Consider the following 23,848-nt stretch of genomic DNA (forward strand, 5'->3'; position numbering starts at 1 on the left):
CATGAACACCCGCACCCTGGATATCCTCAAGCAGCTGATCAGCTTCGACACCACCTCCAGCCAGTCCAACCTGGCGCTGATTCACTACGTGCAACAGCTCCTCAACGCCCAGGGCATCGACACCACCCTGGTGCACGACGAAGCCGGCACCAAGGCCAACCTGTTCGCCAGCGTCGGCCCCAGGGACGTGCCGGGCGTGCTGCTGTCCGGGCACACCGACGTGGTGCCGGTGGCCGGCCAGGCCTGGACCCGGCCACCGTTCCAGGCCACGCTCAGCGACGGCAAGCTCTACGGCCGTGGCACCTGCGACATGAAGGGCTTTATCGCCGTGGCCCTCGACGCGCTGCTGAGCGCCGCGGGGCAGCCGCTGCAACGGCCGTTGCAACTGGCGCTCAGCTACGACGAAGAGATTGGCTGCGTGGGCGTGCGGCGCCTGCTGGACGTGCTGCACCTGGCGCCGCAGCGGCCGTTCCTGTGCATCGTCGGCGAACCCACCAACATGCACTTTGCCCTGGGCCACAAGGGCAAGGCCTCGTACCGCGTGCACTGCCACGGCCAGGAGGCGCATTCGTCGCTGGCGCCGCTGGCGGCCAACGCCATCCACCTGGCCAGCGACTTCATCGGCAGCCTGCGCAACACCCAGCAGCGGCTGCAACAGCAGGGCGCCCACGACGACGCCTATGACATCGCCTACAGCACCGTGCACGTCGGCCGCATCGACGGCGGCAAGGCGCTGAACATCGTGCCGAACCTGTGCACCCTGGAATTCGAGATTCGCCACCTGCCGGCCGATGACCCCGAGGTGATGCTGGCGCAACTGGCCGAGCAGGCCGAGGCCATTGCCCGCGAGGCGAAGAAGGTCAGTGGCGTGGCGGATATCCGCATTGAAAGCCTGAACGCCTACCCGGGGCTGGACACCTCGCCCACGGTTGACGCCGTGCGTTGGCTGAAGGCCTTCGCCGCGCCGGAGACGGCGCAGGTGAAGGTGGCGTTCGGCACCGAAGGCGGGCTGTTCGCCCAGCGCCTGAACGTGCCGGTGGTGGTGTGCGGGCCGGGCTCGATCGAGCAGGCCCACAAGCCCGATGAGTATGTGGAGCTGGCGCAGCTGCAAGCCTGCGAACGCCTGCTGCAAACCCTGCTGAAATCCCTGTAGCGGCGGTAACCTGTGGGAGCTGGCTTGCCAGCGAGCCGTTGGGGCCACTGAAAAGCTCGCTGGCAAGCCAGCTCCCACAAGGTTGCATCACACCTTGAACTGCAACACCACCTGATTCAACTGCACCGCCAGCCGCGACAGCTCGCCACTGGCCGACGAGGTCTGGTCGGCGCCCGCCGAGGTCTGGATCGACAGGTCGCGGATGCTGGTCAGGTTGCGGTCCACCTCGCGGGCCACCTGTGCCTGTTCCTCGGTGGCGGTGGCGATGCTGACGTTGCGCTCGTTGATCTGCACAATCGCCGCGGTAATCTCGGCCAGCGCCTGGCCAGCGCCCTGGGCCACTTCCAGGCTGGCGCGGGCGCGCTCGCTGCTCTGGCCCATGGAGGTCACCGCCTTGCTGGCGCCGCCCTGGATGGAGACGATCATGGTCTCGATTTCCGCCGTGGACTGTTGGGTGCGATGGGCCAGGGCCCGCACTTCATCCGCCACCACCGCGAAGCCACGGCCGGCGTCACCGGCCCGCGCCGCTTCGATGGCGGCGTTCAGGGCCAGCAGGTTGGTCTGCTCGGCCACCCCGCGAATCACGTCCAGCACGCCGCTGATGTCCTTGAGCTGCAGGGCCAGGCCGTCGATTTCCACCGCGGTGGCGCCCACCGATTCGTGCAGAGCGTTGATCACGCTCAGGGTTTCGTCCACGCGCTGGCGGCCGTTTTCCGCCGACTGGCTGGAGTCGCGGGCAGCGGTGGAGGCCAGGGCGGCGTTGCGCGCCACCTCTTCGACGGCGGCGCTCATCTGGTTGATGGCGGTGGCGGCCTGGTTGATTTCGTCGTTCTGGCGCTGGATGCCGTGCAGAGCGTCCTGGGTCAGGGCGGCCATCTCTTCAGAAGTGGACGCCAGGTGGTTGGACGAACCGCCCAGCTCGGCCAGGGTGCGTTGCAGGTTGGCCTGCATGCGCGCCAGCGCCGCCAGCAGGCGCCCGGGCTCGTCGCGGCCATCGACGACAATGGGCTTGCTGAGGTCGTTGGCGGCGATCTGCTCGGCCACCGCCAGGGCGCGGGCCACCGGGGTTACCAGGCTGCGGGTGAACAGCGTGGCCAGGCCCAGGGTGGCGGCCAGGGCCACCAGGATGGCGCCGATGGTCACGTTGCGCGCCTGGCTGTAGGCATCGTTGGCCACCACGTCGGACTCGGCCATGGTCTGGTTGACCTGCTGGGCCACGGCGTCGATGTCGCTGCTGAACTGGTTGCCGGCCACGGTCTGCTCGCCGGTGGGCTGGCTGAGGGCGGTGGCGACGTCGTCACGCTTCTGTTCGATGGCCTGCAGGAAGCGCGTGTGCACCTCCAGGTAGCGGCCCATGGCGGTTTCCAGCTGTGTGTAGGCCTGCAGCCCGGCGTCGCTGCGCAACATGGCCTTGAGCTTGCGCACGTCGGCCTGCAGATCGTCGCGGCCGCGGTTGATGCTGGTGCGCGCCAGGTCTGCGCCCTGGCTGCTCAGGGCCACGCGCAGGTTGGTGTTGCCCAGGCGGATGGTCAGCAGGTCGCTCTTGATTCGGCCGATGGTCTGCACGGCGGGCAGCACCTGCTCCTGCAGGGTGGCGCGCGAGCCTTTCAGCTGGCTGAACTGGAACAGCGAAAACAGCCCGAGGGCGGTGATCAGCAGGGCGAAAAAGCCGAAGCACAAGAGTGATCGGGGGGCGATGTTCAGGTGGCGAAGGTTCATCAAGAAGGTCTCGATAGTGGCAAAGTAATACCCTTCTTTCGGCATGAAACGTTTAAGCTTGAGGCCCGGAATAGACACTTCGGCAACTTTGTATAGACCGGCACGTCAAAATTAAGCAGCACCTGCTGCCGGCGGCTTTTTTTCAGCATTCGCCACCGTTGCCACGGCGTATTCGGCATCCGCGCGCGGCGCATGTTTTTAGACTGGACCTACCGTGACTCACAGGACCCGTCCCATGCTGCGCAACCGACTGAAAGACCCCACCCTGTTGGCCGAACGCGCCTACATCAACGGCCAGTGGCTGGCCGCCGACACCGGCGCCACTCTGGACGTACTCGACCCGGCCACCGGCGCGTGCATCGCCCGGGTGCCGGCACTGCTGGGCGCCGAGACGCGCCATGCCGTCGCGGCTGCCGAGGCTGCGCTGCCGGCCTGGCGCGCCCGCCCGGCGGCCCAGCGCGCGCTGTTGCTGGAGGCCTGGCACCAGGCGATCCTCGACAACCTCGACGACCTGGCGCTGATCATGACCCTGGAGCAGGGCAAGCCCCTGGCCGAGGCCCAAGGCGAGATCCGCTACGGCGCCAGCTTCGTCAAATGGTTCGCCGAGGAAGCCCGGCGCATCTACGGCGACACCATTCCGGCGCCCGCCGGCGACCGCCGCCTGCTTACCCTCAAGCAGCCGGTGGGCGTGTGCGCCGCCATCACGCCGTGGAACTTCCCCACCGCGATGATCACCCGCAAGTGCGCGCCGGCGCTGGCGGCGGGCTGCACCATCGTGGTCAAGCCGTCGGATTTGACGCCGCTGTCGGCTCTGGCCCTGGCGGTGCTGGCCGAGCGCGTGGGCATCCCGGCTGGGGTGTTCAACGTGATCACCGGCTTGCCCCAGGCGATCGGCGCCGAGCTGACTGGCAACCCCACCGTGCGCAAGATCTCGTTCACCGGTTCCACCGCCGTGGGCCGCCTGCTGATGTGCCAGAGCGCCGAGCACATCAAGCGCCTGAGCCTGGAACTGGGCGGCAACGCGCCGTTCATTGTCTTCGATGACGCCGACATCGAGCAGGCCGTGGCCGGGCTGATGCTGAGCAAGTTCCGCAACGCCGGGCAGACCTGCGTATGCGCCAACCGCATCCTGGTGCAGAACGGTATCTACGAGCGTTTCGCCGAGCGCCTGCTGCAGGAAGTCGCCACGCTGAAGCTGGGCAATGGCCTGGAACACGGCGTGACCCTGGGGCCGCTGATCAACCAGGCGGCGGTGGAGAAGGTCGCCCGCCACGTCGACGATGCGCTGGGGCAGGGCGCGCGGCTGCTGTGCGGCGGCGTGCCGGATGCCACCAGCCCCTTCGTGGCGCCGACGGTGCTGGCCGACGTGACCACTGCCATGCTCTGCACCCAGGAAGAAACCTTCGGGCCGCTGGTGCCGTTGATTCGCTTCGACAGCGAAGCCCAGGCCATCGCCATCGCCAACGACACGCCCTATGGCCTGGCGGCGTATTACTTCACGCAAAACCTGCAGCGTTCGTGGCAGGTGGGCGAGGCCCTGGACTTTGGCATGGTGGGGCTGAACACCGGGGTCATTTCCATGGAAGTGGCGCCGTTTGGTGGCGTGAAACAGTCGGGCCTGGGGCGCGAGGGCTCGCGCTATGGCTTGGACGAGTACCTGGAAATCAAGGCCTTCCATATCGGCGGTGTCTGAAGCAGACGCCGCCTTCGGCAGCTGCTACGGCCCGTAGCAGCGGCCGCAGGCCGCGTCAATAACCGTCGCTGCGGTCTATCTGCCCATTCAACCGCTCGCCGCGCTGGTGCCGGCGGATGTTGTCCAGCAGCACCGCGAAGGCGCTGTCGGGTTGGGTCATGGCGGCAATGTGCGGGGTGAGCACGATGCCCGGGTGCTGCCAGAACGGGTGGTCGGCGGCTGCCGGCTCCTCGGCCAGCACGTCCAGCACCGCGCCGCCGAGCTGGCCGCTGGCCAGGGCGTCGAGCAAATCCGCTTCGTTGAGGTGCGCGCCACGGCCCATGTTGATCAGCCCTGCGCCCCGGGGCAGTTGCGCGAACAGGCGGCGGTCGAGGATGCCACGGGTGTGCTCGGTCAACGGCAGCAGGCAGATTAGAATGTCGCACTGGGCCAGGAACGCCGGCAGCTGGCCATCACCGGCAAAGCATGCCACGCCGGGCAGGTCGTGGGCGCTGCGGGCCCAGCCGCTCAGGGCAAAACCGAAGGGTTGCAGGGCGTTGACGATGGCCTGGCCCTGCTGGCCCAACCCCATCACGCCCACGCGGCGCTGGCTGGCCGGCACCAGCGCGTGGTCTTCCCACACGCCCGCCTGCTGCTGGGCGCGGTAGCGCAGCATGTCGCGGTGCAGGCTGAGCACCGCCCACGTCGCGTACTCGCACATGCCCTGGGTAATGCCGGGGTCGAGCATGCGTGCCACCGGCAGGTGGGCAGGCAGGGTGGCCAGGTTCAGCTGGTCGACGCCGGCGGAAATCGCCAGCAGCGCCTTGAGGTTGGGCAGCAGGGTGGCCAGGTCGTCCGGCGCCTGCCAGGCGGCCAGGTAGTGAATGTCGGCCGGGTCGCCGATGTCTGGCCACTGGCGGAACTCGATGTCGGGGGCGTGGGCGGCGAACAGTTGTCGCCAGCGCTCGCCACGCTGGGGGTCGGCTTTGTAGAGCAGGGCCATGGTGTCCTCGGCGGCATGAAAAGGGCTGGGCCTATTGTGGGCCATCGGCGCCAAGCGATTCTGCCGTTTGCGCCGTGCAAAACAGTGGATCTGCGCAGGCTGGCAGGCAAGTTCGGCCAAGTCGGCTCCGCGCAAGCCGTACTCTGGAAGGCATCGAGACCCACTCCCGGGCATGGCCAGAGGAACCCTGATGAACAGCAAACTCAACGATACTCCCCGCCTGCTGCAGCAGCGTGAACAATCGGTGCCGCGCGGCGTGCTCACCGCCCACCCGCTGGTCATCGACCGCGCCCAGGGCTCGCAGCTGTGGGACGTGGACGGCAAGCGCTACCTGGACTTCGTCGGTGGCATTGGCGTGCTCAATATCGGGCACAACCATCCGAAAGTGGTCGAAGCGGTGCAGGCGCAGTTGCAAAAGGTCTCCCACGCCTGCTTCCAGGTGGTGGCCTACCCACCGTACATCGAGCTGGCCCAGCGCCTCAGCCAACTGGTGGGCGCTGACGTGCCGCACAAGGCGGCGCTGTTCACGTCTGGTGCGGAGGCGGTGGAGAACGCCATCAAGATCGCCCGTGGCCACACCAACCGCCCCGGCGTGATTGCCTTCCGTGGCGGCTTCCACGGCCGCACCCTGCTGGGCTGCAGCCTGACCGGCATGAGCCAGCCGTACAAACAGAACTTCGGCCCGTTCGCCCCGGAAATCTTCCACACCCCGTACCCCAACCCGTACCGCGGCGTGAGCAGCGACGACGCCCTGGCCGCGCTGCAAGAAGTGTTCGCCACCCAGATCGCCCCGGACCGCGTGGCCGCCATCATCGTCGAGCCGGTGCAGGGCGACGGCGGTTTCCTCACGGCGCCGCCCGAATTCCTCCAGGCCCTGCGCACGCTCACCGAGCAGCATGGCATTGTGCTGATCCTCGATGAAATCCAGGCAGGCTTTGGCCGCACCGGGCGCTGGTTCGGCTTCCAGCACGCCGGCATCCAGCCCGACCTGGTCACCGTGGCCAAGAGCCTCGCTGGCGGCCTGCCGCTGTCGGCCGTGGTGGGCCGCAGCGAGATCATGGACGCGCCGACGCCGGGCGGCCTGGGCGGCACCTACGGCGGCAACGCCCTGGCCTGCGCGGCGGCGCTGGCGGTGATCGACGCCTTTGAAGACGAACAGTTGCTGGCCCGCGGCGAGCAGTTGGGCGCGCGCCTGCGCCAGGGCCTGGAAGCGCTGCAACAGCGGCACGCGCGCATTGGCGACGTACGCGGCCAGGGCTTCATGCTAGCCATGGAGATGGTCAGCGCCGACGGCAGCGCCAGCCCTGACGCGGCCCTGGCGCAACAGGTGATCGACGCCGCCCGCGAAGGTGGCCTGCTGGTGATCAAGTGCGGCGTGCACCGCAACGTGGTGCGTTTCCTGGCGCCGCTGACCACCAGCGACGCCGAGCTCGACGAAGCCCTGGCCATTCTCGACCGCGCCTTGGCACGGGTCTTGATTGCCTGAATTCCACGACAGGCCCGGGCGTCGCCGCCTGGGTCGCGGTTGTCCATCATAGGGATGAAGTTGGCATGCGCCTGACTGATTATCGTGTGTTGCTGCTGGATTGTGACGGCGTGCTGATCGACCGTGACAGCGGCGTCTGGACGGCGCTGCAGGGCCTGTTCACCGGTGGCCCCGCCGCGCCGGAAAAAGCCTTGGTGCTGGACCGCTTCGAACAGGTGCTGCACGGCCTGTACCCGCGCTTCGATGAACTGGGTTTTACCGGCCTGTTGTGCTTTACCCACCGCCAGCTGGCCGAAGCGCTGGGGCTGCGGGCCAGCTGGGAGGAAAGCCTGAGCTTCGCCCGCACGCCCGTGGCCTGGCCGCTGTTCGAGGACGCGCCGGGGGCCTTGCTGTACCTGCGCAAGTTCTACCGGCTGGTGATACTGTGTGACCGCGACGCCCAGGACCGTGAAGCCTTGTGCGAACGCCTGGGCATCCAGGGTGAGGAGCTGCTGGCGCCCGCCGAGGCCCAGGCCTGGCTCGACCAGCAACAGGTGCCGTTCGAGCAGGCGCTGTGGGTGCGCGCCAGCCTGCCCGAACCTGCCCAGCAGGGCGCGGTGTGCCTGCTGCGCCGGGGCCGGCGGCACGCGGGGGAATGCCCGGTGGACGAGTGCATCAACAGCCTCGCCGACCTGGTGTCGCAACATCAGCTATGGTTACGCCGTTGAATTGATTGAAGAACCTCAGGGACATTGGCATTCGAGGGCTACACAATGGAAGGCATGGTCAAACTGGACCGCATCGACATCAACATCCTGGTCGAGCTGCAAAAGGACGGCCGCATGACCAACGTCAGCCTCGCCGACGCCGTGGGCCTGTCGGCCAGCCCCTGCCTGCAGCGGGTGAAGCGCCTGGAAGCGGCGGGGTACATCTCCAGCTACAAGGCCCACATCAACCTGGCGAAGATCACCGAGTCGGTGACCATCTTCACCGAGGTTACCCTCAGCGACCACAAGCGCGAGGACTTCGCCAAGTTCGAGGCCAACATCCGCCAGGTCGACGAGGTGCTCGAATGCCACCTCATCAGCGGCGGCTACGACTACCTGGTGCGCTTCATGACCCGTAGCATCCAGCACTACCAGGAAGTGATCGAGAGCATCATCGACAAGAACATCGGCATCGCCAAATACTTCAGCTACATCGTCATCAAGTCACCGGTGATGAAAGAGGTGGTGCCCCTGCGCAAGCTGATCCGGCATTAACGCGCCGTTTACCCCCGACGATACAGCACAACCTTCCATGCAGGCGCTGCGAACGGCACGCGGCGCGGGGGCGGGTTTGGTAGCGTAGGCGTCATGGTTTTTTCCTTTTTTCCGGGGCCCCGCCAATGACCGACCACAGCGCCACCACCTTCAGCATCGACCCGGCCCTGACGCGCCGCTTCTACATCAACGGCGACTGGTGCCTGCCGGTGCAGGCGGCCGGCAGCCTGCCGGTGGTGAACCCGGCCACCGAAGCGGTGGTGGCCGAGGTGGCCGCAGGTTCCGCGGCGGACGTGGACAACGCGGTGCTCGCCGCCCGCGCTGCGTTTGCCCAGTGGAGCGTGTCGGCGGTAGAGACCCGCGTGCAGGTGCTGACGCGGCTGCATGAGCTGATGCTCGAGCGCACGGAGCAGTTCGCCCAGGCGCTGTCACTGGAGATGGGCGCGGCCATCAGCTTCGCCCGTACCTTGCAGGTGCCGCTGGCGGCCGAGCACATTCGCGTGGTGCGTGACCTGCTGCCGGCTTACCCGTTCCAGAAAGTGGAGCACGGCACGGCCATCGTCCGCGAGGCCATTGGCGTATGCGCGCTGATCACGCCGTGGAACTGGCCGCTGTACCAGATCACCGCCAAGGCTGCCGCGGCCATTGCCGCCGGCTGCACGGTGGTGCTCAAGCCCAGCGAGTTGTCGCCGCTGAGCGCGCTGTTGTTCGCCCAGCTGGTGCATGACGCTGGCGTGCCGGCTGGGGTGTTCAACCTGGTCAACGGCAGCGGCGCCGAGGTGGGCGAGGCCATGGCCAGCCACCCTGATATCGACATGATTTCCATCACCGGTTCCAACCGCGCCGGCGCCCTGGTGGCCCAGGCGGCCGCGCCGACGGTGAAGCGGGTGACCCAGGAACTGGGCGGCAAATCGCCCAACGTGCTGCTGCCCGACGCCGACTTTGCCAGGGTGGTGCCGCTGGGGGTGATGACCGCGTTCCGCAACGTCGGGCAGTCGTGCAGCGCGCCGACGCGCATGGTGGTGCCGCGCGCGCGGCTGGCGGAAATCGAGGCGCTGGCGGCGGCTACGGCCAACGCCATTCTGGTGGGTGACCCGGCGTCGGCAGACACCGTGTTGGGCCCCATTGCCAACCAGGCGCAGTTCAACCGCGTGCAGGCCATGATCGCCAGCGGCATCGACGCCGGTGCCAAGCAGATCTGCGGTGGCCCCGGCCGGGTGGCGGGGCTGGACGTTGGCTATTACGCGCGGCCGACCATCTTCTCCGAGGTAGACGCCGACATGGCCATCGCCCAGGAAGAAATCTTCGGCCCGGTGCTGTGCATCATCCCCTACGACAGCCTCGACGAAGCCGTGGCCATCGCCAACAACACCGTCTACGGCCTCAGCGCCCACGTGCAGGGCAGCGACCTTGGCGTGGTACGCGCGGTGGCTGCGCGCATCCGTGCCGGCCAGGTGCTGCTCAACCACCCGGCCTGGAACCCCCACGCCCCGTTCGGCGGCTACAAGCGCTCGGGCAACGGCCGCGAATTCGGCGTACACGGCTTCGAGGAATACCTGGAAACCAAGGCCATCATCGGTTACGAATAACGGCGGGATCAACACAATCGCGTAGCCGCTGCCGCAGGCTGCGCTGGCCCTCAACCACACTGGAAATCTTCAGCGCACTCAGGGGCCAGCGCAGCCTGGCGGCAGCGGCTACGCACTCTGATCACCACAAGGACCCTTGTATGCGCCGCCTGCCATCCCTGACTGCCCTGCGCACGTTCGAATGCGCTGCCCGCCACGCCCATTTCGGCCGTGCCGCCGCGGAGCTGTGCGTTACCGACAGCGCCGTCAGCCACCAGATTCGCCAGCTGGAAGGCGAACTGGGCGTGGAGTTGTTCGTGCGCGAAGGCCGCCAGGTGCGCCCCACGCCCGCGGCGTTGCGCTTGCTGCAACGCCTGCAGCAGGCGTTCGAACTGGTGGGCGAGGCCTGTGACGAGCTGCGCGACCCGGCCTCCCAGGCCGTGCTGCGCATTGCCGTCACCGCCGAGCTGGCGCAGAAATGGCTGGTGCGCCGCCTCGCCGATTTCACCGCGCAGTGCCCGCACATCACCTTGCACGTGCACGAGCAGGCCATCGACGCCAGCGCCCCGGGCGAGGATATTGACATTGCCATCACCTACGGCGCCGGCCCCGACGATGGAGGCGCCTACTGGGTGAAGCCGTTGCCGGTGCTGGTGTTCTTCCCGGTGTGCAGCCCGGTGCTGTTCAACCAGGGCACCCTCGGCGAGCCACGCGACCTGGCGCGCCACGGCTTGCTGCACGACGACCAGGACGGCAGCACCTGGGCCACCTGGCTGGCCGCCCACGCCGGCGACGTGCAGGGCTTGCGCCACGCCTATTTCGCCCATGCCGGCCTGGCCCTGGAAGCCGCCGCGCAAGGGCAGGGCGTGGCCATGGGCGACAATCTCACGGCCACCGAGGACCTGGCCAGCGGCCGCCTGGTGCGGCCCTTCAGCGCCAGCATCACGGCGCTGGGCCAGTACGCCATTGTCTGCGAGCGCCTGCGCCTGGAACGCCCCGCCGTGGCGGCGTTCCTGCAGTGGCTGGAAGGGCAGCTGCACCTTGCCTGAATTTAACTCACCTATTGCTTAGAAATGCTCGTTGGAAGGCCCTGCATGGCGGGTGTTAGCGTGCCTGTCATCCCCACCCAACGAGGCGTTGCCCATGTCCCGCTCCCTGCACACCACCCCCAAGGCCGATGGTTTCCGCCTGCCCGGCGAATTCGAGCGCAAAAGCCGTTGCTGGCTCGGCTGGCCCGAGCGCCCGGACGTGTGGCGCAACGGCGGCAAGCCGGCGCAGCAGGTGTGGGTGCAGATTGTCAGCGCCATCGCCCTGAGCGAACCGGTAACGGTGTGCGCCTCGGCCGCCCAGTACGCCAACGCCCGGCGCCTGCTGCCCGAGCAGGTGCGCGTGGTGGAGATGACCTGCAACGACACCTGGTTCCGCGACAGCGGCCCCTGCTTCGTGGTCAACGACACCAGCGGCGAGGTGCGTGGCGTCGACTTCCAGTTCAACGCCTACGGCGGCCTGGACGGCGGGCTCTACTACCCCTGGGACAAGGACGACCAGATCGCGCAGAAAATCCTCGAAATCGAGCACTTCGACCGCTACCGCGCGCCACTGATCGCCGAGCTGGGCGGCATCCAGAGCGACGGCCAGGGCAGCATTCTCACCACCGAGCAGTGCCTGCTCAACCGCAACCGCAACGCCCACTTGGGCAAGGACGAAGTCACCCGGCGCCTCACCGATTACCTGGGCGCCGAGCAGATCATCTGGCTGCCACGCGGCTGCAAATTCGACGAGACCGACGGCCACGTCGACGACCTGGCCTGCTTCGTGCGGCCCGGCGAGGTGGTGCTGCAATGGACCGACAACCGCGACGACCCGCAGTGGGAAATCTACCAGGAGGCCTACGATATCCTGCGCAGCACCCGCGACAGCCGCGGCCGCGAGCTGGTGGTGCACAAGCTGCAGCAGCCCGACGTGCTGGAATGGACCGCCGAGGAGGCCGCCGGCCTCGACCACATCGACGGCACCCACGTGCGCCAGGCCGGCACGCAAATCTGCGCCTCGTACATCAACTACTACGCCGGCAACTCGGTGATCGTGGTGCCGCTGTTCGGTGGCCGGCACGACCAGGCGGCCCAGGCCACCCTGGCCGAACTGTTCCCCGGCCACCGCATCATCGGCATCGAAAATTCGCGGGAAATCCTCCTGGGCGGCGGCAACGTGGCGTGCATCACCATGCCGCAATACGCCGGCGGGGTACCGGCATGAAAGGCCTGCTCGCAGCCGCGCTGCTGACGGCGGCCGTGGGCGCGGCCGCCGCCGAGCCGCCCACGGTGAACCTATACATTTGGGGCGAGTACCTGGCGCCGGACACCCTCAAGCGTTTCGAGGCCGAGACCGGCATTCGCGTGGTGGAAGACCACTTCGACTCGCTGGAAACCATGGAGACCAAGCTGCTGACCGGCGGCAGCGGCTACGACCTGGTGCTCAGCGCCGGCCAGCACCTTAGCCGGGCTATCGAGGCCAAGGCCATCCAGCCCCTGGACAAGGCGCAACTGCCGCATTTCAACGGCATCGGCGACGAGTTCCGCCAGCACATGGCGGTGTTCGACCCGGGCAACCGCTACGCCGGCATCTACGGCTGGGGCACCACCGGCTTTGGTTACCAGCAGGAAGCGGTGAACAAGCGCCTGGCCAACGCCCCGACCGACAGCTGGGCGATGCTGTTCGACCCGGCCGTGGTAGCGAAATTCGCCGACTGCGGGGTCAGCCTGCTCAACGACCCCAACGAGCTGTACGCCGCGGTAATGCGCTACCTGGGGCTGGACATCAACAACCAGAGCCTGGCCGACCTGAAGACCGCCCAGGCGCAGCTGATGAAGATCCGCCCCTACGTGCGCTACTTCGACAACGACCGCAACATCAGCGACCTGGCCAACGGCGACACTTGCGTGGCCATGTCCTGGAACGGCAACGTCGGCATCGCCGCGGCCCAGGCCAAGCAGGCCGGCAAGCCGTTCAGCCTGCACTACAGCATTCCCCGGGAGGGCACGCTGATCTGGTTCGACGCCATGGTCATCCCCCGGGACGCCCCGCACCCGGCGGCGGGCCTGGCGTTGATGGACTTCCTGATGCGCCCGGACGTGATCGCGCCCATCACCGACACCATCCACTATGCCAACGCCATCACCGCCGCCGACGCGCTGGTCAGCCCCGAGATCCGCAACGACCCCGGCACCTACCCACCGGCGGCCGTGCGCGCCACGTTGTTCAGCAAGAACGACAACGGCAAGGCCTTCAACCGCGCGCTGACCCGGGCATTCACCACCCTCAAGGCCGGCGAACCAACCCCGTAGCAGCAACTGTCTTGTGGGAGCTGGCTTGCCAGCGAGCTTTTATGGCCCCAACAGCTCGCTGGCAAGCCAGCTCCCACAGGATGCAGCAGCTGCCGCAGGCTGCGTCCGGGCGTAGTGTCATACCAGCTCGTGGGTGTCGACGATGGTGGCGTAGTCCATCGCCAGGTTGCTCAGCGACAGGGCATGCACGTCTTCGGCCGGCCAGGTGCGGCCGTTGAGGTCGACCTGGTCGAAGGTGTAGCAGGCGTCGCCCACCACCTGCACCGCGAAGCCCAGGTTGCCGCCGGTGCGCGCCGTGGCTTCCACCGAGTTGTTGGTGACCACGCCAGCGATCACCACGTGGCGAATGCCGCGCACATGCAGCCAACGCTCAAGCCCGGTGGCAATGAACGCGTCCGGGACGTTTTTTTCCACCACGTGCTCGTGGTCCAGCGGCGCCAGCGCTGGCTGGAACGCGCAGCCCGCCTGGCCCGGCCAGAACACCGAGCCAGGCGTGCGCGAGATGTGCCGCACGTGCACCACTGGCCGCTGCGCCGTACGCCAGGCGTGCAGCAGTTGCGCGATGTGCGCCTCGGCCCCGGGGTTGTTGCGGCGGCCCAGGGCAGGGGTGTTCATGCCCTGTTGCATGTCGATGATCAGCAGGGCGGTGTTGGCGTCCGGTGCGGGCATGGCAGGTCCTTGGCGTCGATAATGGAGTGGCGCGGCAGCGATTCAATCAGTGAACACTTCGGCCATCAAACCGCGCAACCACTGGTTTGCCGGGTCGCGATGATATTTGGCGTGCCAGAACAGGTTGATGGCAATGTCCGGCAGCGCCACCGGCACCGCCACGGTGGCCAGGCCGAACGGTTGCAGGCAGCTGCTGGCCAGGCGTTGCGGCACGGTGGCGACCAGGTCGCTGTGCTGGAGGATGTGGCCCAGGGCGCCGAAGTCCGGGATCTGCAGGCGAATGTCGCGGCGCAGGCCGGCGCGGTTCAGGTGCGTTTCCACGGCCTCATGGCCGGTGCTGGCGGCCACCACGCGCACGTGGCCGTGGGCGCAGTAGCGTTCGGCGGTCACCGGGCCCCGGGTCAGCGGGTGGCCCTGGCGGCACAACCCCACGTAGCGGTGGTGGAACAGGCAACGCTGGTAGAACCCGGCTTGCAGGCCTGGCAGCAGGCCCACGGCCAGGTCCACCTCGCCATTGGCCAGTTGTTCGTTGAGGCCGGGGTGGGCGCGCAGGGTGGTGACGGCCACGCCCGGCGCGCGTTGCAGCAAGGTTTCGAGCAGGCGCGGCAGGAAATGGATTTCGCCGATGTCGGTCATCGCCACCACGAAGCGCCGCTGGCTGCTGGCCGGGTCGAAGCCGGCCGGGTGGTTCAGCGCGCCGCGCAGGGTGGCCAGGGCCTGGGCCACCGGCTCGGCCAGGTGCAGCGCATAGGGCGTCGGCGCCATGCCTTCGCGGGTGCGCACGAACAGCTCGTCGTTGAGACGGCTGCGCAGGCGCTTGAGCGCATTGCTCAGCGCCGGCTGGGTCAGCCCCAGGCTGTCGGCGGCGGCGCTGACGCTGCGGTCCAGCAGCAACTGGTGAAACACCACCAGCAGGTTCAGGTCCAGGTCACGCAGTTCCATGGTCGTCCCGGTGCGTATTCAGGGTGGTGATAGTGTCTATGCAGTTTGCGCCATTTATCAATAGAGGTGAGGCGGGCATGCTCGGGGCACTCCAACAACAACAGGAATTTCCCCATGCAAACTGCTCTGAGTATTGGCATCGTCGGCGGCGGTATCGCCGGCGTGGCGCTGGCCCTGGACCTGGCGCGCCATCAACATCTGCGGGTGCAGCTGTTCGAGGCGGCCGCGGCCTTTGGTGAAGTCGGCGCTGGCGTGTCGTTCGGCGCCAACGCCGTGCGCGCCATCGAAGGCCTGGGCCTGGGCGGGCCGTACCGGCAGATCGCCGACGCCACCCCGGCGCCCTGGCAGGACGTGTGGTTCGAGTGGCGGCGCAGCGCCGACGCCGGCTACCTGGGGGCCAGCGTGGCGCCGGGCGTGGGCCAGTCCTCGGTGCACCGTGCCGACTTCCTCGACGCCCTGGCCCGGCAGCTGCCGCCCGGCGTGGCGTGCTTCGGCAAACGTGCGGTGGCGGTGCAACAGGCGGCGGGGCAGGCCACGGTTGCCTTCGCCGATGGCAGTGAGCACCGCTGTGATTTGTTGATCGCCGCGGACGGCATCAAGTCCAGCCTGCGCCAGCACGTGCTTGAAGGCCTGGGCCAGCCGCCGGTGGCGCCGTGCTTCAGCGGCACCCGTGCCTACCGCGGGCTGATCGACAGCGCGCACCTGCGCGCTGCCTATGCCGAGCAGGGCATCGACACTCACCTGATCGACGTGCCGCAGATGTACCTGGGCGCGGATGCGCACATCCTTACCTTCCCGGTAAAGCAGGGGCGTCTGATCAACGTGGTGGCGTTCGTCACCGACGCCACGCCCTGGCCGGCGGAGCAGCCCTGGGTACGCGCCGCCAGCCACGCCGAACTGCTGCAGGCGTTCGCTGGCTGGTGCCCGGCGGTGCAGGTGCTGCTGGGCTGCATGCCGCCGCCGTCGCTGTGGGCGCTGCACGACATCGAGCCGCTGGCTGGCTACGCCCATGGCCGGGTGGCGCTGATCGGCGACGCCGCCCACGCCATGCTGCCCCACCAGGGCGCCGGCGCCGGCCAGGGCCTGGAAGACGCCTGGCTGCTGGCGCGCCTGCTGGGCGACCGCCGCGCCCTGGGCACCGCGCCCGATACCCTGTTGCAGGCCTACGACGCCCTGCGCCGGCCACGGGCCAGCCGCGTGCAGCAGACTTCGCGCGAAGCGGGGGACCTCTACGAAGGACGCGCGCTGTCGTTCGCCCGCGAAGAGCCGGCGCTGTCAGCCACCCTGGCCAGCCGTTTCGATTGGTTGTGGCGGCATGACCTTGAAGCCAATTTGGCCGCGGCGCAGCGGATTCTCGACTGGCGCTGACGCGGCCTTCGGCCGCTGCTACGGGCATAAGGTTATAATTTTTTAATCTTTGTTTTTGCTGACGTTTTTCAATCAACTACACGCCTTTTGCAGGGACGACAGTTGATGACGAAACGATTCGAATCATTGGTCCTGGGCCTGGGCGCCATGGGAGCCGCCACCGTTTACCAGTTGGCCAAAATGGGCGTGAAGGTGGCGGGCATCGACCGCCATCACCCGCCCCATACCTTCGGCTCCAGCCACGGTGACACGCGCATCACCCGGCTGTCCGTGGGCGAGGGCGCGCAGTACGTGCCCATCGTGCGCAACTCGCACCGCATCTGGCGCGAGCTGGAAGCGCTGTCGGGCGAGGCGCTGTTTGAACAGTCGGGCCTGCTGGTGCTGACCTCCAGCCCGGATTTCGACCCCAGTGACAGCAGCGATTTCACCCTGCGCACCATTGGCCTGGCGCAGACCTACGGTATCGAACACGAAGTGCTCGACGCCGGGCAGATCCGCCAACGTTTCCCGCAGTTCGCCCACGTGCGTGACGATGCCATCGGCTATTTCGAGCCGGGTGGCGGTTTCGTGCGGCCCGAGCGCTGCATCGATGTACAGCTGAAACTGGCCGAGCAGCACGGCGCTACCCTGTACAAGGGCGAGACCGTGACTGCGATCACCTCGGACGCCCAGGGCGTGACGGTAACCACCGACCAGCGCACCCTGCAGGCCGACAAGCTGGTGATCAGCGCCGGCAACTGGGCCGGTGGCTTGCTGGGGGCGCCATTCGACGGCCTGCTGGAGGTGTACCGCCAGCAGCTGTTCTGGTTCGAACTTGCGGACGAGGCGCTGCTGGGCGCCTCGCCGACCTTCATCCTGACCCACGGCCGCGGCGACGACAAGGTCAACTACGGCTTCCCTGCCTTGCCGGGCGAGGGCACCGTGAAGATCGCCACCGCCCAGTACCACACCGCCTCGCACCCCGACACCCTGGACCGCCGCGTGGCGCCTGCCGAGGAGCAGGCCATGTACGCCCAGCAGGTGCAGGGCCGCATCGCCGGCGTCGGCCCGCGGGTGGTGAAATCGGCGGTGTGCGCCTACACCGTCACCCCCGACCGCCATTTCATCATCGATGAGCACCCGTCCTTGCAGCACACCCTGATGGTGTCGGCCTGCTCGGGCCATGGCTTCAAACACTCCGCCGCGCTGGGCGAAGCGTTCGCCCAGTGGTGCACCCGCGGCACCACCGACCTGGACCTGTCGTCCTTCACCCTGCAACGCTTCAAAGGAAAACAATCGTGAAACGTGTCGCCCTGTCATTGGCGCTGTTGGTCGCCGCCGTCGGTTCGGCCTATGCCGAAACCCTGAAAATCGCCGTGGTGCCGGTGCCCCACGCCGAGATCCTCGAATTCCTCAAACCGGAGCTGGCCAAGGAAGGCGTGACCCTGGACGTCAAGGTGTTCGCCGACTACGTGCAGCCCGACCGCCAGACCGACGAAGGGCTGCTGGACGCCAACTATTTCCAGAGCAAGCCGTATTACGAGGCTTACAAGAAAGACCGTCCCAGCAGCGACCAGGTGCCGATCGTGGCGGTACACATCGAGCCGTTCGGGGCTTACTCGAAGAAAATAAAGAATATTGCCGAGCTGAAGGACGGCGCCACCATCGCCATTCCCAACGATCCCGCCAACTCGGGCCGTGCCCTGCTGCTGATCGCCAAGCAAGGCCTGATCACCCTGAAAGACCCGAGCAACATCATGGCCACCCGCCAGGACATCGTCAGCAACCCCAAGCACCTGAAGTTCCAGGAACTGGAAGCGGCCATGCTGCCGCGCGTGCTGAACCAGGTGGACCTGGCGCTGATCAACGCCAACTACGCGCTGGAGGCCAGGCTTGAGCCGCACAAAGATGCGCTGTTCATCGAAAGCTCGGACTCGCCCTACGCCAACTACCTGTACGTGCGCCGCGACAAGGCCAACGACCCGGCGGTGCAGAAACTGGGCGCGCTGCTGACCTCGCCGCAGGTGAAGCAGTTCATCCAGCAGCGCTACCACGGCGACGTAGTCCCGGCGTTCTAACCCCGCCCCCCGTAGCAGCTGCCGCAGGCGGCGTCTTGCAACCGTGGTGTACCCGGCGCACCGCGGCGCCTTATGACGCGGCCTTCGGCCGCTGCTACAGGGGCCGGCGTCTTGCAACCGTGGTGTACCAGGCGCACCGCGGCGCCTTGCGACGCGGCCTTCGGCCGCTGCTACAGGGTCCCGTGTACCTCGTCGATCGCGTCGCCTGCATCGCGGCCAAGGCCGGCTCCTACCACGTACGGCGTAGGAGCCGACTTTAGTCGCGATGCAGACGACACCGTTTCAAGACAATTGCTGCTACGTGCAGGCGCCTGGGTCTTTGTAGACCTCGCACCAGGCCGCTTTCAGCAGTGTCCTGCAGCCTGAGTCATGCTTGGCCCGGAACGCTGCGATGCTTTCGACGCTCATCTGCCCCGGGATTTCCTTGCGCAGTGTTACCAGTTGCTGTGCCACCACTTCCTGCGCCTGGGGGGTATCGCCTGCCTGCTTCAACAGCGCGTAGAACGCCTTGGAAGCCTGCTTGGCGCTGATGTCCAGCTGGTCGCCATCAACCGAGAGCAATTCGTAGTAGGCCGAGCAGACAAGGCGTGGGTCGTCGGCCGCGTTGGCGTGGGAAATGCTGAACACGCTGGCCGACAGCGCGAGGAGAAGAGGCAAACGCATTGGGAAAATCACATCCGGGTTCAGGCTGGCGATGTCACGATGATACTACGCTGCCATGGTTGTGATCCAATCTTGAGCGTCATGGCGCAGGCGTATCGCTGCGCTCAAACCAGTCCGCCGCCGTGCGCCACAGGCACACGCCAAGGAAGTACGCCGACATCAGCAGCCACAGCGTCAGCACCAGCGGGTTGATGGCCGGGTGGTCGTGCACCAGCGACAGGCTGCACAGCAGCCAGATGGCGGTGACGGCGATGTTCACGGGCATGAAGCGGCGCACCCGGAACGGGTGGAGGAATTTCATCCGGGTCACGGTCAGCAGGGCCAGCAGCACGATGGTTGCCAGGGTCCACCACGGCGACGGGCTGAGGGTGTACAGGCACAGGGCGACCACGTTCCAGGCGGCGGGGAAGCCCTGGAAGTAGTTGTCCTTGCTCTTCATGTTGACGTTGCAGAAGCAGAACAGCGACGACACCAGCATGATCGAGGTGGCCACCAGCGCGGTGTAGTCGGGCAGCGGGATGTAGCGGTAGATGAACAGCGCCGGGATGAACACGTAGGTGAGGTAGTCGATCACCAGGTCCAGCACCGAGCCGTCGAAATGCGGCAACACCGTCTGCACGTTCACCCGGCGCGCCAGCGAGCCGTCGACGCCGTCGACGATCAGCGCCACGCCCAGCCACATCAGGCAGGCCTTGGGCTGGTTTTCGAACAGCGCCAGGGTGGCCAGGAAGGCGGTGACCACGCCAGTCGCGGTGAAACCATGGGCGCCCCAGGCTTTGAGCCTGGCCAGGTGCAGGGTCGAGATCACAATGCGTCTCCGAAAAAGGGAAGGGCAGCGACATGCTGGCTGCACCTACAGACCGGGTGCGGCCGGCAGGGTTCAGCGCGGTGATCTCAGAATAGGCAATGGGCGGCATGTGCCGCCGAGGTTTTTGCGTTCAGGCCGCCGGGTGGTGTACCGGCGTGTCCAGCAGGTTGGCCTGCAAAATAGCGTTGAGGAAGCGGAACGGGTCATTCAGGCCCACCACCTCGCTGCTGAAGTGGCGGCTGGTCTGGGGCATCAGCACCGCGGCGTAGCGCGGGTTGTGGATCAGCGTGGGCGTGCTGCGCAGCACCACGTGCTGGCGGAACATGTTTTTGCCGAAACGCGGGAAGCTGACGTGCAGGTGGACGGCTCGAAACATGGCGGTGCCTCCGGGTGACGTATCAGGGCCTTGGTTCCGTTATACCAAGCCAACCTGAAGGGCAGCTGAACACCCGGGACCGCTGGTCGCCGTGAAATATTCACCTGTCATTCCCTGCCGCGTGCGAATAAAATTCGCCAAAACCCGCTTTCAAGGCCTTCTGATGGACAAACTCGACCGCGCCATCCTCGACATCCTCCAGGTGGACTGCACCCGCTCGGTCAGCGACATCGCCGACCAGATCGGCCTGGGCAGCACCGCCTGCTGGCGGCGCATCCAGAAAATGGAAGAAACCGGCATCATCCGCGCCCGCGTGGCGCTGCTCGATGGCAAGCAGCTGAACGTGGGCGTGGTGGTGTTCGTCTCGATTCGCACCACCCAGCACAACGCCGAGTGGATCGAAGGCTTCCACCGCGCCGTGGCCGATATCGAAGAGGTGGTGGAGGTGTACCGCATGGCCGGCGACACCGACTATCTACTGCGCGTGGCGGTGCCGGACGTGGCGGGGTATGACGCGGTGTACAAGCAGCTGATTCGCATACCGGGGCTGTCGGACATCAGCTCGAGTTTTTCCATGGAGCAGATCAAGTATTCCACGCGGTTGCCGCTGCGCTATGCGCCTTGATTTGGCCAGCGCGGTGCTGGTGACGCTGCCTGCGGCAGCTGCTACAGGAGGTCCAGGAAGCGCTGGATGGCGGGGGTGATGCGGTCTTCGTTCCATACATACCACAGCTCCGCGTACGCGCCTTCATCGGTCAGCGGCCGGAAACTCACCGTCGGCATCGCCAGGCTGGCAATCGACGCCGGCACGATGCCATAGCCCATGCCCGCCGCCACCAGCCCGAGAATGCTCGCCACTTCCGGCACCCGCCAGGCCACGTTCAACTGCACGCCGGCGCGCTGGGCCAGGGTGTGGGCGATCTGCAGGATAGCCAGGCTGGAGGGGTCGTCGAAGCTGATCATCGGCTCGGGCGCCAGGTCAGTGATGCTCACCGCGGCCTGCGCCAGCAGCGGGTTGTCGTTGGGCAGGGCGACGATCAGCGGCCGCCGCGAGCCCACGCGCTTGTGCTGGCGCGGCCCCAGCTCTACGCCTGGCGCACGAACCACGGCGATGTCCAACTCGCCACGCTGCAGGGCGGCCAGCTGGTCCTCGATGCGCTGCTCATGCAGGGCCAGGCGCACGCCGGGGTACTGGCTGCGCAGGCGCTTGAGCAGTGACGGGAACTCGGGCTCGAACATCGCCGAGCCCACATACCCCAGGTGAATCGAGCCCAGCTCGCCACGGGCGGTGCGCTGCGCCACCTCACTGGCCTGCTCGTGCATGGCCAGCAGGCGCTGCACCTCCAGGCGGTAGGCGGCACCGGCCACGGTCAGCTCGATGCCGCGCTTGCGGCGCAGGAACAGCTGCACCGCCAGCTCGGTTTCGAGCTTCTTGATCTGCTGGCTCAGGGCCGGCTGGGCGATGCCCAGGCGCTCGGCGGATTTGCCGATGTGCAGGGTTTCACACACGTCGAGGAAGTAGGCGAGGCGGCGCAGGGAAGTCGTCATGGTTTGATTATAAGTTTTTTCTTATCAATAACACACCTTCCAGTGGATGGATCATCCATTCATTCGGGTTCATTGTGGTTGCACCTTACGTGTACAGCCAAAGAGGCGAAGAACCCATGCCCAAGCCACCGATCAACGACCTGCGCAGCGCGCTCGCCCGCCTGCAAGACCACCCCGGCCAGCTGCTGGAAACCGACCACCCGGTAAACCCTCACGCGCAACTGGCCGGCGTCTACCGCCGCATCGGCGCGGGCGGCACGGTGAAGCGCCCGACCCAACTGGGCCCGGCGATGATCTTCAACACCATTGAAGGTTACCCCCATTCCCGCGTGCTGGTGGGCCTGATGGCCAGCCGCGAACGCGTCGGCCTGCTGCTGGACAGCGCCCCGGACAAGCTCGCCGAACGCATGGGCGAGGCGGTGCGCAACCCCGTCGACCCGGTGATGGTCGACCACGCCGACGCGCCGTGCCAGGAAATCGTCTTCCACGCCGACGACCCCGACTTCGATATCCGCACCTTGCTGCCGGCCCCCACCAACACCGAGGAGGACGCCGGGCCGTTCTTCTGCCTGGGCCTGGTGCTGGGCAGCGACCCCGAGCACGGCCACACCGACGTCACCATCCACCGCCTGTGCGTGCAGGACCGTGACAAACTGACGATTTTCTTCGCCCCTGACCGCCACATCGACCATTTCCGCCAGAAGGCCGAGGCCGCCGGCAAGCCGCTGCCCATCACCATCAACATGGGCCTGGACCCGGCCATCCCGATCGGCGCCTGTTTCGAGGCACCGACCACGCCACTGGGCTACGACGAGTTGAAGATTGCCGGTGGCCTGCGCGGCACCGGCGTGGAACTGGTGGACGCGGTGACCGTGAACCAGAAGTCCATCGCCCGCGCCGAGATTGTCATCGAGGGCGAGATCCTGCCCCATGAGCGCATGCGCGAAGACATCAACACCAACACCGGCCACGCCATGCCCGAGTTTCCCGGCTACAACGGCCCGGCCAACCCGGCGCTGCCGATCATCCGCGTGACTGCCGTGACCATGCGCCGCGAGGCCATCCTGCAGACCCTGGTGGGCCCGGGCGAAGAACACACCAACCTGGCCGGCATTCCCACCGAGGCCAGCATTCGCAACGCCGTCGACCTGGCCATGCCCGGCTTCCTGGTCAATGTGTACGCGCACACCGCTGGTGGCGGCAAGTTCCTGGCGATTTTGCAGGTGGCCAAGCGCAAGGCCGGCGACGAAGGCCGCCAGCGCCAGGCGGCGATCATTGCCCTGGGCGTGTACCGCGAGTTGAAAAACGTGATCCTGGTGGACGAGGACGTCGACCCCTTCGACTCCAACGATGTGCTGTGGGCCATGCAGACCCGCTACCAGGGCGACATGGACACGCTGTTCCTGCCCGGCGTGCCCGGCCACGTGCTGGACCCCTCCCAAGGCCCGGAATACAACCCGGCGCTGCTGGTGCGCGGCAACACCTGCAAGACCATCTTCGACTGCACCGCGCCGTTCCACCTGCGCGAGCATTTCACCCGCGCCGAGTTCGTCGACGTCGACCCGCACCCCTACGCCCCAGAACTGTTTCCCCGGAGGCCAGCATGAGCACTAAACGCCAACGCCTCGTGGTGGGTATCAGCGGCGCCACCGGCATCATCTACGGCATTCGTGCCCTGCAGATGCTCAAGGCCCTGGACGTGGAGAGCCACTTGGTGGTGTCCAAGGCCGCCGAGATGACCCGCTCCTACGAGACCGACCTCAGCCGCGAGCAGCTGTATGCCCTGGCCGACCACGTGCACCCCATCGCCGACGTCGGCGCCAGCATTGCCAGCGGTTCGTTCCGCACCCTGGGCATGCTGGTGGCGCCGTGCTCGGTGCGCACCCTGGCCGAAATCGCCAGCGGCGTGACCACCACGCTGCTGACCCGCGCCGCCGACGTGGTGCTCAAGGAGCGCCGGCGCCTGGTGCTGATGGTGCGCGAGGCGCCGCTGCATTCCGGGCACCTGCGCAACATGCTGGCCGTGAGCGACCTGGGCGGGGTGATCCACCCGCCGGTGCCGGCGTTCTACACCCACCCCACAAGCCTTGCCGACATCGTCGACCACACCGTGGCGCGGGCGCTGGACAGCTTCGGCCTGGAGGTGGAGGACATGCCGCGCTGGGGCGAGAGCATCGACGTGGCACCGGCCGCGCGCAAGTACGCGGCGGCCGTGGGCCACTGACTGACGG

Annotated in this window: 23 protein-coding genes and 1 pseudogene; 15 read left to right on the plus strand and 9 right to left on the minus strand. The window is 67.1% G+C overall.

The window, feature by feature from the left end:
- The first annotated feature begins 1 nt into the window (after position 1).
- Positions 2 to 1,153 carry an acetylornithine deacetylase gene (argE, locus tag RAM80_RS29110; RefSeq protein WP_416423829.1) on the plus strand — a complete coding sequence of 384 codons (1,152 nt, stop codon included), beginning with the start codon at positions 2 to 4 and terminating at the stop codon, positions 1,151 to 1,153.
- A gap of 87 nt (positions 1,154 to 1,240) precedes the next feature.
- On the opposite strand, the gene RAM80_RS29115 is transcribed toward argE, so the two are convergent.
- Together RAM80_RS29115 and RAM80_RS29120 are read right to left on the minus strand one after the other, a co-directional pair.
- Positions 1,241 to 2,104, minus strand: coding sequence for a methyl-accepting chemotaxis protein (locus RAM80_RS29115; protein WP_416427586.1), 864 nt, complete (start codon positions 2,102 to 2,104; stop codon positions 1,241 to 1,243).
- Positions 2,099 to 2,917, minus strand: a pseudogene (locus RAM80_RS29120) (MCP four helix bundle domain-containing protein); the annotation flags it as partial. The pseudogene RAM80_RS29120 and the gene RAM80_RS29115, both read right to left, overlap by 6 nt.
- 190 nt (positions 2,918 to 3,107) lie before the next feature.
- On the opposite strand from RAM80_RS29120, the gene RAM80_RS29125 reads away from it, so the two are divergent.
- Positions 3,108 to 4,565, plus strand: coding sequence for an NAD-dependent succinate-semialdehyde dehydrogenase (locus tag RAM80_RS29125; RefSeq protein WP_416423830.1), 1,458 nt, complete (start codon positions 3,108 to 3,110; stop codon positions 4,563 to 4,565).
- 55 nt (positions 4,566 to 4,620) lie between these two features.
- Here RAM80_RS29125 and RAM80_RS29130 read toward each other — a convergent pair whose 3' ends face one another.
- Positions 4,621 to 5,547 carry a 2-hydroxyacid dehydrogenase gene (locus RAM80_RS29130; protein ID WP_416423831.1) on the minus strand — a complete coding sequence of 309 codons (927 nt, stop codon included), beginning with the start codon at positions 5,545 to 5,547 and terminating at the stop codon, positions 4,621 to 4,623.
- A 190-nt stretch (positions 5,548 to 5,737) separates the two neighbouring features.
- Between RAM80_RS29130 and gabT the strand changes: the two genes are divergently transcribed.
- From gabT to RAM80_RS29165, 7 genes are all read left to right on the plus strand, one after another.
- Positions 5,738 to 7,033: a 4-aminobutyrate--2-oxoglutarate transaminase gene (gabT, locus tag RAM80_RS29135; protein ID WP_416423832.1), complete on the plus strand. Its 1,296-nt coding sequence runs from the start codon at positions 5,738 to 5,740 to the stop codon at positions 7,031 to 7,033.
- Positions 7,034 to 7,098: 65 nt separating this feature from the next.
- The gene (locus RAM80_RS29140; RefSeq protein ID WP_416423833.1) at positions 7,099 to 7,740 is read left to right on the plus strand and encodes an HAD family hydrolase; all 642 of its coding nucleotides are present in this window, start codon (positions 7,099 to 7,101) and stop codon (positions 7,738 to 7,740) included.
- A 45-nt stretch (positions 7,741 to 7,785) separates the two neighbouring features.
- A complete protein-coding gene (locus RAM80_RS29145) occupies positions 7,786 to 8,274 on the plus strand; it encodes an Lrp/AsnC family transcriptional regulator (protein ID WP_158153280.1) in 489 nt (162 codons plus the stop codon).
- Between the two features lie 125 nt (positions 8,275 to 8,399).
- Positions 8,400 to 9,863, plus strand: coding sequence for an aldehyde dehydrogenase family protein (locus RAM80_RS29150; protein ID WP_416423834.1), 1,464 nt, complete (start codon positions 8,400 to 8,402; stop codon positions 9,861 to 9,863).
- Between the two features lie 140 nt (positions 9,864 to 10,003).
- Positions 10,004 to 10,891: a LysR substrate-binding domain-containing protein gene (locus RAM80_RS29155; protein WP_416423835.1), complete on the plus strand. Its 888-nt coding sequence runs from the start codon at positions 10,004 to 10,006 to the stop codon at positions 10,889 to 10,891.
- Positions 10,892 to 10,985: 94 nt separating this feature from the next.
- Positions 10,986 to 12,098 carry an agmatine deiminase gene (aguA, locus tag RAM80_RS29160; protein ID WP_416423836.1) on the plus strand — a complete coding sequence of 371 codons (1,113 nt, stop codon included), beginning with the start codon at positions 10,986 to 10,988 and terminating at the stop codon, positions 12,096 to 12,098.
- The gene (locus tag RAM80_RS29165; RefSeq protein WP_416423837.1) at positions 12,095 to 13,186 is read left to right on the plus strand and encodes an extracellular solute-binding protein; all 1,092 of its coding nucleotides are present in this window, start codon (positions 12,095 to 12,097) and stop codon (positions 13,184 to 13,186) included. Before aguA ends, RAM80_RS29165 begins: the two co-directional genes overlap by 4 nt.
- Positions 13,187 to 13,303: 117 nt before the next feature.
- Here the strand turns inward: RAM80_RS29165 and RAM80_RS29170 are convergent, their stop codons facing one another.
- Both RAM80_RS29170 and RAM80_RS29175 read right to left on the minus strand, forming a co-directional pair.
- Positions 13,304 to 13,855: a cysteine hydrolase family protein gene (locus RAM80_RS29170; protein ID WP_416423838.1), complete on the minus strand. Its 552-nt coding sequence runs from the start codon at positions 13,853 to 13,855 to the stop codon at positions 13,304 to 13,306.
- Between the two features lie 42 nt (positions 13,856 to 13,897).
- A complete protein-coding gene (locus tag RAM80_RS29175) occupies positions 13,898 to 14,797 on the minus strand; it encodes a LysR family transcriptional regulator (RefSeq protein WP_416423839.1) in 900 nt (299 codons plus the stop codon).
- Between the two features lie 114 nt (positions 14,798 to 14,911).
- Between RAM80_RS29175 and salA the strand changes: the two genes are divergently transcribed.
- From salA to RAM80_RS29190, 3 genes are all read left to right on the plus strand, one after another.
- On the plus strand, positions 14,912 to 16,165 hold the full coding sequence (gene salA / locus RAM80_RS29180; RefSeq protein ID WP_416423840.1) for a salicylate 1-monooxygenase: 1,254 nt from the start codon (positions 14,912 to 14,914) through the stop codon (positions 16,163 to 16,165).
- A gap of 105 nt (positions 16,166 to 16,270) precedes the next feature.
- Positions 16,271 to 17,446, plus strand: coding sequence for an N-methyl-L-tryptophan oxidase (gene solA / locus RAM80_RS29185; RefSeq protein WP_416423841.1), 1,176 nt, complete (start codon positions 16,271 to 16,273; stop codon positions 17,444 to 17,446).
- Entirely contained in the window at positions 17,443 to 18,222 is a 780-nt protein-coding gene (locus RAM80_RS29190; RefSeq protein ID WP_416423842.1) for a MetQ/NlpA family ABC transporter substrate-binding protein, read from the plus strand. The genes solA and RAM80_RS29190 overlap by 4 nt, the downstream gene beginning before the upstream one ends.
- Positions 18,223 to 18,519: 297 nt before the next feature.
- Here RAM80_RS29190 and RAM80_RS29195 read toward each other — a convergent pair whose 3' ends face one another.
- From RAM80_RS29195 to RAM80_RS29205, 3 genes are all read right to left on the minus strand, one after another.
- The gene (locus RAM80_RS29195) at positions 18,520 to 18,885 is read right to left on the minus strand and encodes a hypothetical protein (RefSeq protein ID WP_416423843.1); all 366 of its coding nucleotides are present in this window, start codon (positions 18,883 to 18,885) and stop codon (positions 18,520 to 18,522) included.
- Between the two features lie 79 nt (positions 18,886 to 18,964).
- Positions 18,965 to 19,693 (minus strand): phosphatidylcholine synthase, encoded by a 729-nt coding sequence (gene pcsA / locus RAM80_RS29200; RefSeq protein ID WP_416423844.1) that lies wholly within the window; start codon positions 19,691 to 19,693, stop codon positions 18,965 to 18,967.
- 130 nt (positions 19,694 to 19,823) lie between these two features.
- Positions 19,824 to 20,069, minus strand: coding sequence for a hypothetical protein (locus tag RAM80_RS29205; protein WP_416423845.1), 246 nt, complete (start codon positions 20,067 to 20,069; stop codon positions 19,824 to 19,826).
- A 163-nt stretch (positions 20,070 to 20,232) separates the two neighbouring features.
- Here RAM80_RS29205 and RAM80_RS29210 point away from each other — a divergent pair, with 163 nt between their 5' ends.
- Entirely contained in the window at positions 20,233 to 20,694 is a 462-nt protein-coding gene (locus RAM80_RS29210) for an Lrp/AsnC family transcriptional regulator (RefSeq protein ID WP_416423846.1), read from the plus strand.
- Between the two features lie 41 nt (positions 20,695 to 20,735).
- Here the strand turns inward: RAM80_RS29210 and RAM80_RS29215 are convergent, their stop codons facing one another.
- Positions 20,736 to 21,617, minus strand: coding sequence for a LysR substrate-binding domain-containing protein (locus tag RAM80_RS29215; RefSeq protein ID WP_416423847.1), 882 nt, complete (start codon positions 21,615 to 21,617; stop codon positions 20,736 to 20,738).
- A 116-nt stretch (positions 21,618 to 21,733) separates the two neighbouring features.
- Here RAM80_RS29215 and RAM80_RS29220 point away from each other — a divergent pair, with 116 nt between their 5' ends.
- Positions 21,734 to 23,224, plus strand: coding sequence for a UbiD family decarboxylase (locus RAM80_RS29220; protein WP_416423848.1), 1,491 nt, complete (start codon positions 21,734 to 21,736; stop codon positions 23,222 to 23,224).
- Positions 23,221 to 23,841, plus strand: a complete 621-nt coding sequence (locus tag RAM80_RS29225) for a UbiX family flavin prenyltransferase (protein WP_416423849.1) — start codon at positions 23,221 to 23,223, stop codon at positions 23,839 to 23,841. Before RAM80_RS29220 ends, RAM80_RS29225 begins: the two co-directional genes overlap by 4 nt.
- Positions 23,842 to 23,848 lie beyond the last annotated feature (7 nt).

The organism is Pseudomonas sp. App30, from assembly GCF_047947025.1.
Classification (GTDB): Bacteria; Pseudomonadota; Gammaproteobacteria; order Pseudomonadales; family Pseudomonadaceae; genus Aquipseudomonas.

Excerpts from the sequence above, each read along its gene's own strand:
- argE (WP_416423829.1), top strand. The coding sequence starts at position 2 with ATGAACACCCGCACCCTGGATATCCTCAAGCAGCTGATCAGCTTCGAC.
- RAM80_RS29115 (WP_416427586.1), bottom strand. The coding sequence starts at position 2,104 with ATGCAGGCCAACCTGCAACGCACCCTGGCCGAGCTGGGCGGTTCGTCC.
- RAM80_RS29125 (WP_416423830.1), top strand. The coding sequence starts at position 3,108 with ATGCTGCGCAACCGACTGAAAGACCCCACCCTGTTGGCCGAACGCGCC.
- RAM80_RS29130 (WP_416423831.1), bottom strand. The coding sequence starts at position 5,547 with ATGGCCCTGCTCTACAAAGCCGACCCCCAGCGTGGCGAGCGCTGGCGA.
- gabT (WP_416423832.1), top strand. The coding sequence starts at position 5,738 with ATGAACAGCAAACTCAACGATACTCCCCGCCTGCTGCAGCAGCGTGAA.
- RAM80_RS29140 (WP_416423833.1), top strand. The coding sequence starts at position 7,099 with ATGCGCCTGACTGATTATCGTGTGTTGCTGCTGGATTGTGACGGCGTG.
- RAM80_RS29145 (WP_158153280.1), top strand. The coding sequence starts at position 7,786 with ATGGAAGGCATGGTCAAACTGGACCGCATCGACATCAACATCCTGGTC.
- RAM80_RS29150 (WP_416423834.1), top strand. The coding sequence starts at position 8,400 with ATGACCGACCACAGCGCCACCACCTTCAGCATCGACCCGGCCCTGACG.
- RAM80_RS29155 (WP_416423835.1), top strand. The coding sequence starts at position 10,004 with ATGCGCCGCCTGCCATCCCTGACTGCCCTGCGCACGTTCGAATGCGCT.
- aguA (WP_416423836.1), top strand. The coding sequence starts at position 10,986 with ATGTCCCGCTCCCTGCACACCACCCCCAAGGCCGATGGTTTCCGCCTG.
- RAM80_RS29165 (WP_416423837.1), top strand. The coding sequence starts at position 12,095 with ATGAAAGGCCTGCTCGCAGCCGCGCTGCTGACGGCGGCCGTGGGCGCG.
- RAM80_RS29170 (WP_416423838.1), bottom strand. The coding sequence starts at position 13,855 with ATGCCCGCACCGGACGCCAACACCGCCCTGCTGATCATCGACATGCAA.
- RAM80_RS29175 (WP_416423839.1), bottom strand. The coding sequence starts at position 14,797 with ATGGAACTGCGTGACCTGGACCTGAACCTGCTGGTGGTGTTTCACCAG.
- salA (WP_416423840.1), top strand. The coding sequence starts at position 14,912 with ATGCAAACTGCTCTGAGTATTGGCATCGTCGGCGGCGGTATCGCCGGC.
- solA (WP_416423841.1), top strand. The coding sequence starts at position 16,271 with ATGACGAAACGATTCGAATCATTGGTCCTGGGCCTGGGCGCCATGGGA.
- RAM80_RS29195 (WP_416423843.1), bottom strand. The coding sequence starts at position 18,885 with ATGCGTTTGCCTCTTCTCCTCGCGCTGTCGGCCAGCGTGTTCAGCATT.
- RAM80_RS29205 (WP_416423845.1), bottom strand. The coding sequence starts at position 20,069 with ATGTTTCGAGCCGTCCACCTGCACGTCAGCTTCCCGCGTTTCGGCAAA.
- RAM80_RS29210 (WP_416423846.1), top strand. The coding sequence starts at position 20,233 with ATGGACAAACTCGACCGCGCCATCCTCGACATCCTCCAGGTGGACTGC.
- RAM80_RS29215 (WP_416423847.1), bottom strand. The coding sequence starts at position 21,617 with ATGACGACTTCCCTGCGCCGCCTCGCCTACTTCCTCGACGTGTGTGAA.
- RAM80_RS29220 (WP_416423848.1), top strand. The coding sequence starts at position 21,734 with ATGCCCAAGCCACCGATCAACGACCTGCGCAGCGCGCTCGCCCGCCTG.
- RAM80_RS29225 (WP_416423849.1), top strand. The coding sequence starts at position 23,221 with ATGAGCACTAAACGCCAACGCCTCGTGGTGGGTATCAGCGGCGCCACC.